Origin of the sequence: Shigella sp. FC1567, from assembly GCF_001743015.1 — a bacterium.
Classification (GTDB): Bacteria; Pseudomonadota; Gammaproteobacteria; order Enterobacterales; family Enterobacteriaceae; genus Escherichia; species Escherichia coli.
The window spans coordinates 1-8090 of the sequence record NZ_MIIV01000089.1 but is presented as its reverse complement, the minus strand read 5'-3'; the positions used below and the strand labels follow the sequence as shown (position 1 = coordinate 8090).

The following is an 8090-nucleotide window of genomic DNA, read 5'->3' as shown; positions in this document are numbered from 1 at the left end:
ACACTGGAGCGTCTTCTGAGCCTGCTGTCGGCCTTTGAGGTCGTGGTATGGATGACGGATGGCTGGCCGCTGTATGAATCACGCCTGAAGGGAAAGCTGCACGTTATCAGCAAGCGTTACACTCAGCGCATTGAGCGACATAATCTGAATCTGAGACAACATCTGGCAAGGCTGGGACGGAAGTCACTGTCGTTCTCAAAATCGGTGGAGCTGCATGACAAGGTCATCGGGCATTATCTGAACATAAAACACTATCAGTAAGTTGGAGTCATTACCCAGGTCATCTCACCTGGTACTTCGGCGAAGAGCTGAAGAAAATGGGCATGAACATCATTAATGACGACATCACCGGGCGAGTACATAAGGACCGTAAACTTCTCACCGGCGACAGTCCTTTCGCAGCGAATGCGTTGGGTAAACTGGCGGCGCAGGAAATGCTGGCAGCTTACGCGGGTTAATCCCTGTTACGTTTGAATGTAAGCGCATAATTAATCGCAGCCGCGTTAGTACTCACGACGTGGCTGCGTTTTTTCACGGTTAATTTATGGCGTACTGAAGCCCTATGTTAATTTCTTTGCGGTAACGTAATTCGGAACACATTATGCTTATTGAGATAGTGATATGAAGCACTTCCCCCATGCAATTCGGCAATCGCTTTGACTAAAGAAAGACCAAGTCCCTGACCTACGGAATGACGCGAATTATCTCCCCGCCAAAATCTACGGAAGAGTTTTTCAGGCTCATGTATTTTCGTTCCAAGACTGGCGATATCAATATTAAGATAGCCGTTGGTATCAAGAAAACTGGTTATATGAATACGCGATTTTTCTGGTGAATATCTAATGGCATTAACAATAAGATTCGATAACATTCGTTGCAGTAAAATTTTATCCGCAAAGATTTGCTGATTGCACTCGACCTTAAAGCAAATCTCTTTCTCGTCTGAAAGATATTCAAGATAATCCAACAAATTTTCGACTTCCTTATTGAGAGAAAGCGAGTCCAGTTTCACCAAAACATTGTTTTTATCTGCCCGGGCAAGAAACAGTATGTTCTCTGTTAACCGCGAAATATTTTCCAACTCTTCAATGTTACCGGCAATTGTTTTTTGATATTCAGCGATACTTCTGGTTTGACTGAGCGTAACCTGATTCTGACCCAGTAATGCATTAATGGGCGTTCTAAGTTCATGAGCGAGATCGTCAGCAAATTGACTTAGGCGTTCAAAATCTTTGACTAAGGCTTGATGCATTTTATTCAACGCCTGCCCAAGAGGTTTTAGTTCTCTCGGTAATGCGCTAACCTCAACAGGCTCTCGGCTATCGTTATAATTCAGCGCTTCCGTTACACCACTCAACTTTTTGATCTCTCGTAATCCCGTTCTGATTAACAGCGGACTTAATACTGAGCAAAGTACAATGGCGACAATGCAAATTATAATGCTATTAATTTTATACTGTTCAAGCATGTTATGTCTAGCTGAAGCCAATTTAGCCACAGTAACCGTTAATGATGGCGAAACTTCATCAATATTAATTCGTAAAGCATCAATCTCAGTATCATTAATAATGCTTCTGTAAATGCCAGCTGCGCTGATTGTCTCACTAGCAGGTATGTTATTTAACATGTCATCACTGACATTTGTCCGGTTAACAATTTTATTGATGCCATCACCATGAATGATCAAGATATCCTGACTAACATCCATCATCCGGTTAAAGTATACAGGTAACGTATCTGGATTTACCCCATCAATTAACAACTGCTTGATCTGTGCTGTCCGGTTAATGAGTGTTGTATCATCGCGCCATTTCAACTCACTTGCCAGGCCATTATAGAGAGTCCAGACAATTCCAGCGCCAGCAACAGACAGCAGCAATATAAAAAGCAAGGTTAAACGGACGGTTATAGACAATCTTTTCATTATTTTTTTACCGCTACGAATGAATAGCCCATCCCCCGGATTGTGGCGATTAGCTTTTCAGGAAAAGGATCATCAACTTTTGCGCGGAGCCTGCGAATGGCGACATCCACCGTATTGGTATCACTATCAAAGTTGATTCCCCAAATTTCACTCGCAATAACCGTTCTGGGTATAATTTCGCCAGCTCTGGAGGCCAGTAGCCAAAGTAACTGAAACTCCTTGCGCGTCAGTGTAATACTGATATTGTCCCTGCTCACACTTTGACTTACAGAGTCCATTCTTAAGCCACTGATTTCTAATGTTGAATTCAAAGCGTGATGTTGCCTTAATTGTGCCCGAACCCTTGCCAGCAACTCAGAAAATGAAAAAGGTTTTACCAGATAATCATTTGCTCCACTGTCCAGCCCTCTGACTCTGTCATCGACAGAATCCCTTGCAGTAAGGCAAATAACAGGGGTTTGCTTTGCTGTTCTTAACGTTTGTAAGATCTGCCAGCCATCCATACCCGGAAGCATAATATCCAGAATTATCAATGCATAATCATCCTTCAGCGCAAGATAAAGCCCATCTCTGCCATCAGAAACGGCATCAATGACATAACCCGCTTCGGAAAGCCCCTGCGTTACCCACTCCTGGGTCCTTTGATTATCTTCAATAAGTAAAATCTTCATGAAAATAATATGCCATAAATCATATGTTATAGAAACAGCCTGGTTCATTACAAAATTGTAATGCTGCTGTAAGGTTACCCTGGCCGCTTTTTCGCTATCCTCAAAACTCATTCACATGACAAGGATATAAACATGTTAAAGCGTTATTTGCAGCATTTTCATTACCTTCTTTGGTTTATGCCGCACAACAAAACATTCTTAGCGTGCACATTTTGAACCAGCAAACCGGAAAACCCGCTGCTGACGTGACAGTCACTCTTGAAAAGAAGGCGGATAACGGCTGGTTACAACTTAATACCGCCAAAACAGATAAGGATGGACGAATTAAAGCACTGTGGCCCGAGCAAACTGCAACTACGGGCGATTACCGTGTCGTATTTAAAACCGGGGACTATTTCAAGAAACAAAATCTTGAAAGTTTCTTCCCTGAGATCCCCGTTGAATTTCATATTAATAAAGTGAACGAGCATTATCATGTGCCTTTATTACTTAGCCAATATGGGTATTCAACCTATCGTGGCAGTTAATGCATAAATATGTAAAAGCAGATCTCTGCTACTGTTAGGGAGGACACTCCCTGACAGATTAACAGTAAACGGCTCTTGCTGGCTAACGACAAAAAAGTGTGATGGCTTATGAAAAAGAATCAATTTTTAAAAGAATCAGATGTTACGGCCGAGTCGGTATTCTTTATGAAGCGTCGGCAGGTGTTAAAAGCACTGGGCATCAGTGCAGCTGCACTTTCTTTGCCTCACGCTGCGCATGCCGATCTGCTTAGCTGGTTTAAAGGGAACGATCGCCCGCCCGCCCCCGCCGGAAAACCGCTGGAGTTCAGCAAGCCTGCCGCCTGGCAAAATAACCTGCCACTGACGCCAGTAGATAAAGTCTCCGGTTATAACAACTTCTATGAATTCGGGCTGGATAAAGCCGATCCCGCCGCTAATGCTGGTAGCCTGAAAACCGATCCATGGACACTGAAAATCAGCGGCGAAGTGGCAAAACCATTGACCCTCGATCACGATGATTTAACCCGTCGCTTCCCGCTGGAAGAGCGTATTTATCGTATGCGCTGCGTGGAGGCATGGTCGATGGTGGTGCCGTGGATTGGTTTTCCGCTGCACAAATTGCTGGCGCTTGCCGAACCCACCAGCAATGCGAAGTATGTCGCTTTCGAAACAATTTATGCACCGGAACAAATGCCAGGCCAGCAGGACCGCTTTATCGGCGGCGGGCTGAAATATCCTTATGTCGAAGGATTGCGTCTCGACGAAGCAATGCATCCGCTCACACTGATGACCGTGGGTGTTTATGGCAAGGCGTTACCGCCACAAAATGGCGCGCCGGTACGACTGATTGTGCCGTGGAAATATGGCTTTAAAGGGATTAAATCGATAGTCAGTATTAAGCTGACCCGCGAGCGTCCGCCAACCACCTGGAATCTGGCAGCGCCTGACGAATACGGTTTTTACGCCAACGTTAATCCGCATGTTGATCACCCGCGCTGGTCACAGGCTACCGAACGATTTATTGGTTCAGGCGGCATCCTCGATGTTCAGCGCCAGCCAACGCTACTGTTTAATGGTTACGCCGACCAGGTGGCATCGCTGTATCGTGGCCTGGATTTGCGGGAGAATTTCTGAATGCGTCTGACAGCAAAACAGGTGACATGGCTGAAAGTTAGCCTGCATCTTGCCGGATTGTTGCCGTTTCTCTGGCTGGTCTGGGCGATCAATCACGGTGGACTGGGTGCCGATCCGGTGAAAGATATTCAGCATTTTACCGGTCGCACTGCACTGAAATTTTTGCTGGCGACCTTGTTAATCACACCTCTGGCACGCTACGCAAAACAGCCGTTATTGATACGCACTCGCCGCCTGTTAGGCTTATGGTGCTTTGCCTGGGCGACACTGCATTTAACCAGTTACGCATTGCTGGAGCTGGGCGTGAATAATCTGGCGTTATTAGGCAAGGAGTTAATTACCCGGCCTTATTTAACGTTAGGAATTATCAGCTGGGTTATTTTGCTTGCTTTAGCGTTTACTTCAACCCAGGCGATGCAGCGAAAACTCGGCAAGCACTGGCAACAGTTGCATAATTTCGTCTATCTTGTCGCGATCCTGGCCCCAATACATTATCTGTGGTCAGTGAAGATTATTTCACCGCAGCCGCTCATCTACGCTGGGCTGGCTGTACTGCTTTTAGCCTTACGGTATAAGAAGTTGCGTTCCCTTTTTAACCGGTTACGCAAGCAGGTTCACAACAAATTATCTGTATAACTTCATATTGCCGACAAAGTACGCGTTATCCCTGCCGGATGCGGCGCGAGCGCCCTATCCGGCCTACGCAGATCACATCAGATTATGTTTCGTTTGTCATCAACCTCAAATTATCAATATAATTCATTTTATTTCAATAAGATAGATAAGTACACCTGAGAAAACTATGCTCTCATCTCCTAAGAGTTGTTGCATTTTGCCATATGTTACAATATAACATTACACATCATATACAATGACTCTGGAGGAAACTGTTTTGGCGATTCGTCTTCACAAACTGGCTGTTGCGTTAGGTGTCTTTATTGTTAGCGCTCCTGCCTTTTCGCATGGTCATCACTCACACGGCAAACCCTTAACAGAGGTCGAACAAAAAGCTGCTAATGGTGTTTTTGATGATGCCAATGTACAAAACCGAACGCTCAGTGACTGGGATGGGGTCTGGCAATCCGTTTATCCTTTACTGCAAAGTGGCAAACTTGACCCCGTCTTTCAGAAGAAAGCGGATGCAGATAAAACTAAAACATTTGCTGAAATTAAAGATTATTATCACAAAGGTTATGCAACAGATATCGAGATGATTGGCATTGAGGACGGCATTGTTGAATTCCATAGAAATAATGAAACAACATCCTGTAAATATGATTACGATGGATACAAAATACTCACCTATAAATCAGGCAAGAAAGGCGTTCGTTACTTATTCGAATGTAAAGATCCTGAAAGCAAAGCCCCTAAATATATACAATTTAGCGATCATATAATTGCACCACGAAAATCATCTCATTTTCACATTTTTATGGGTAATGATTCACAGCAATCTTTATTAAATGAAATGGAAAACTGGCCAACGTATTATCCATATCAGTTGAGTAGCGAAGAAGTGGTCGAGGAAATGATGTCTCATTGAGTATTCTCATGATAACGCCTCGATGCCGCTTTAGTAAGTCATCATAACTGCCACTGGTCCATCCACAAACGCCACTGAACGCAAGCTAGCTACAGACACGCTCATCACTATGACGTGTCTGTATATTAATAAGCTAACCCGCATTGAGTTAACCAATAACGGATTCCATACACAATACGGCCAACAGAGAAAGATACCTGTGCTCACGCCATTGCTTATATTGGCTGGTTACAATGTGCACTATCAATTTTTTAAATAACAAATTCTTAAAATCACATCTGTATAAGGAATTTTTAAGGTTCGTGGGATAGCTTGACTGTAAAAATTACAGGAGCTACAAAAATGAACCGATTCTCAAAAACTCAAATTTATTTACATTGGATAACGCTGCTTTTCGTTGCAATAACCTATGCCGCGATGGAACTCCGTGGCTGGTTTCCTAAAGGTAGTAGTACTTATCTGCTGATGCGAGAAACACATTACAATGCGGGTATATTCGTTTGGGTGTTAATGTTTTCACGCCTGATTATAAAACACCGTTATAGTGATCCTTCTATTGTGCCACCGCCACCTGCCTGGCAAATGAAAGCGGCTTCGCTAATGCACATCATGCTTTATATAACCTTCCTTGCACTTCCTCTGCTGGGGATTGCTTTGATGGCTTACAGTGGAAAATCGTGGAGTTTCCTTGGTTTCAATGTGTCTCCCTTTGTTACCCCAAACAGCGAAATTAAAGCACTGATATAAAATATTCACGAAACCTGGGCAAATATAGGTTACTTTTTAATCGCAGCTCACGCTGGCGCAGCACTCTTTCATCACTACATTCAGAAAGATAATACTCTGTTACGAATGATGCCTCGCCGCAAATAAGTCGATCCCCTGACAAGGAAATGTGAACCATGGACATCAACGCGTCATAAATGTTTACGCAAGTGCACAATGCACCCTTTCCACTATCAACAAGGAGGAGCAGAAACTGTGTAAATCGTACAATGGTAAGACTTATCAAAAATACAGGTTAATTTTGGTATTTAAACCTTTTTTACTTGTTAGTATGATACAAAGGCTTTCAAAAAAGCTGGGAAATTCAACAACTCTTGGAAATTATGGACTTTGTCCCGCGGCTTTAATCTGACGGCCGCGTTCCTTTTTTGACTCAATTATTGACCCCTTCTCTACGCAACTTCAGTTCCCACCACCAACTTTGCGGCAGTTTCATAGGATGAATGTCTAAAAGAATAATGGTGAGCGATAAGAAAACGACTGAATAACTGCACATTTTCGCTCGAAAGCTTCCTGTCAGATCCATAGCGAATCAAGTGCTGAATGTCACAGTATCGAACAGAAAACAGTGACGATCTAACCCTTCAAGAATATTCTACGATTGTTCTGTTTAGGAAAAGTAAGGCGGGAAGTCGGGAGATAAGTCATTGATAAAGTGGCGGAGAGAGGGGGATTTGCCCCCCCGGTAGAGTTGCCCCTACTCCGGTTTTCGAGACCGATGATACAGAGTCGAAAAATCAAAGAGTTAAAAATTTTTTCTTGGAAAAAATGTCTTAAAATCGTACACGAAAAATCAATGAATTACATAACATTAAAGAAGAATATTCCAAGCCTTCTTGAGTCCACCACCTGTTTTCAGGTGTCATTCAGACGTGATTTGCCCCAGATTGGGAAAGCACGCTTTTTTCTCAGCTTATTGAAGTGGCACACTGAATTTGGCCACCTGAACAGAGGTGATATGCTCACCTCAGAACAACACAGGTGCTCCAATGAAAAAAAGAAATTTTAGCGCAGAGTTTAAACGCGAATCCGCTCAACTGGTTGTTGACCAGAAATACACGGTGGCAGATGCCGCCAAAGCTATGGATGTTGGCCTTTCCACAATGACAAGATGGGGCAAACAACTGCGTGATGAGCGTCAGGGCAAAACACCAAAAGCCTCTCCGATAACACCAGAATGAACCGCCCCAAGTTTCCTGGAGAGTGTTTTATCTGTGAACTCAGGCTGCCAGATCATCGTTTCCGATAGAAGCATAATAAGCTTTTTCTGCTTCTGCCGGAGGGATGTGGCCCAGCCTTTCCAGCAATCGTCGATTATTATACCAGTCCACCCACGTGAGTGTGGCCAGTTCCACTTCTGCACGGTTTTTCCAGCTCTTACGGTGTATTACCTCCGCTTTGTAAAGACCATTGATGCTCTCCGCCATCGCGTTGTCATACGAGTCGCCTGTACTTCCTGTTGATGCCAGTAATCCGGCTTCCTTAAGCCGCTGTGTGTAGGCCAGCGATACATACTGAGAACCTTT

The 8090-nt window shown here is 43.9% G+C and carries 7 protein-coding genes and 4 pseudogenes; 8 read left to right on the top strand and 3 right to left on the bottom strand.

Annotation, left to right across the window (positions count from 1 at the left end):
• Together BHE85_RS07030 and BHE85_RS07025 are read left to right on the top strand one after the other, a co-directional pair.
• The coding region (locus BHE85_RS07030; RefSeq protein WP_000317683.1) for an IS1 family transposase at positions 1 to 261 on the top strand (261 nt) is incomplete at its 5' end.
• 8 nt (positions 262 to 269) lie between these two features.
• Positions 270 to 458: pseudogene (locus BHE85_RS07025) on the top strand (glyoxalase III HchA); the annotation flags it as partial.
• 107 nt (positions 459 to 565) lie between these two features.
• Here BHE85_RS07025 and hprS read toward each other — a convergent pair.
• Both hprS and hprR read right to left on the bottom strand, forming a co-directional pair.
• Positions 566 to 1924 carry a two-component system sensor histidine kinase HprS gene (gene hprS, locus BHE85_RS07020; RefSeq protein WP_000826744.1) on the bottom strand — a complete coding sequence of 453 codons (1359 nt, stop codon included), beginning with the start codon at positions 1922 to 1924 and terminating at the stop codon, positions 566 to 568.
• The gene (gene hprR / locus BHE85_RS07015; protein WP_001339045.1) at positions 1924 to 2595 is read right to left on the bottom strand and encodes a response regulator transcription factor HprR; all 672 of its coding nucleotides are present in this window, start codon (positions 2593 to 2595) and stop codon (positions 1924 to 1926) included. The genes hprS and hprR overlap by 1 nt, the downstream gene beginning before the upstream one ends.
• A gap of 149 nt (positions 2596 to 2744) precedes the next feature.
• Between hprR and hiuH the strand changes: the two are divergent.
• The 6 genes and pseudogenes from hiuH to BHE85_RS06980 all read left to right on the top strand — a co-directional run.
• Positions 2745 to 3122 (top strand): annotated as a pseudogene (gene hiuH / locus BHE85_RS07010) (hydroxyisourate hydrolase); the annotation flags it as partial.
• A 108-nt stretch (positions 3123 to 3230) separates the two neighbouring features.
• The gene (gene msrP / locus BHE85_RS07005; protein WP_000740100.1) at positions 3231 to 4235 is read left to right on the top strand and encodes a protein-methionine-sulfoxide reductase catalytic subunit MsrP; all 1005 of its coding nucleotides are present in this window, start codon (positions 3231 to 3233) and stop codon (positions 4233 to 4235) included.
• Positions 4236 to 4871, top strand: coding sequence for a protein-methionine-sulfoxide reductase heme-binding subunit MsrQ (gene msrQ, locus BHE85_RS07000; protein WP_001240105.1), 636 nt, complete (start codon positions 4236 to 4238; stop codon positions 4869 to 4871). It begins immediately after the preceding gene.
• A gap of 256 nt (positions 4872 to 5127) precedes the next feature.
• Positions 5128 to 5778 (top strand): metal-binding protein ZinT, encoded by a 651-nt coding sequence (gene zinT / locus BHE85_RS06995; protein WP_001007759.1) that lies wholly within the window; start codon positions 5128 to 5130, stop codon positions 5776 to 5778.
• 342 nt (positions 5779 to 6120) lie between these two features.
• A pseudogene (locus tag BHE85_RS06990) lies at positions 6121 to 6651 on the top strand (cytochrome b).
• A 902-nt stretch (positions 6652 to 7553) separates the two neighbouring features.
• Positions 7554 to 7742, top strand: a pseudogene (locus BHE85_RS06980) (IS3 family transposase); the annotation flags it as partial.
• Positions 7743 to 7784: 42 nt separating this feature from the next.
• On the opposite strand, the gene BHE85_RS06975 reads toward BHE85_RS06980, so the two are convergent.
• The coding region (locus tag BHE85_RS06975) for an integrase core domain-containing protein (RefSeq protein ID WP_032232747.1) at positions 7785 to 8090 on the bottom strand (306 nt) is incomplete at its 5' end.

Coding starts and splice junctions, on each gene's coding strand:
- hprS (WP_000826744.1), bottom strand. CDS start 1,924: ATGAAAAGATTGTCTATAACCGTCCGTTTAACCTTGCTTTTTATATTG.
- hprR (WP_001339045.1), bottom strand. CDS start 2,595: ATGAAGATTTTACTTATTGAAGATAATCAAAGGACCCAGGAGTGGGTA.
- msrP (WP_000740100.1), top strand. CDS start 3,231: ATGAAAAAGAATCAATTTTTAAAAGAATCAGATGTTACGGCCGAGTCG.
- msrQ (WP_001240105.1), top strand. CDS start 4,236: ATGCGTCTGACAGCAAAACAGGTGACATGGCTGAAAGTTAGCCTGCAT.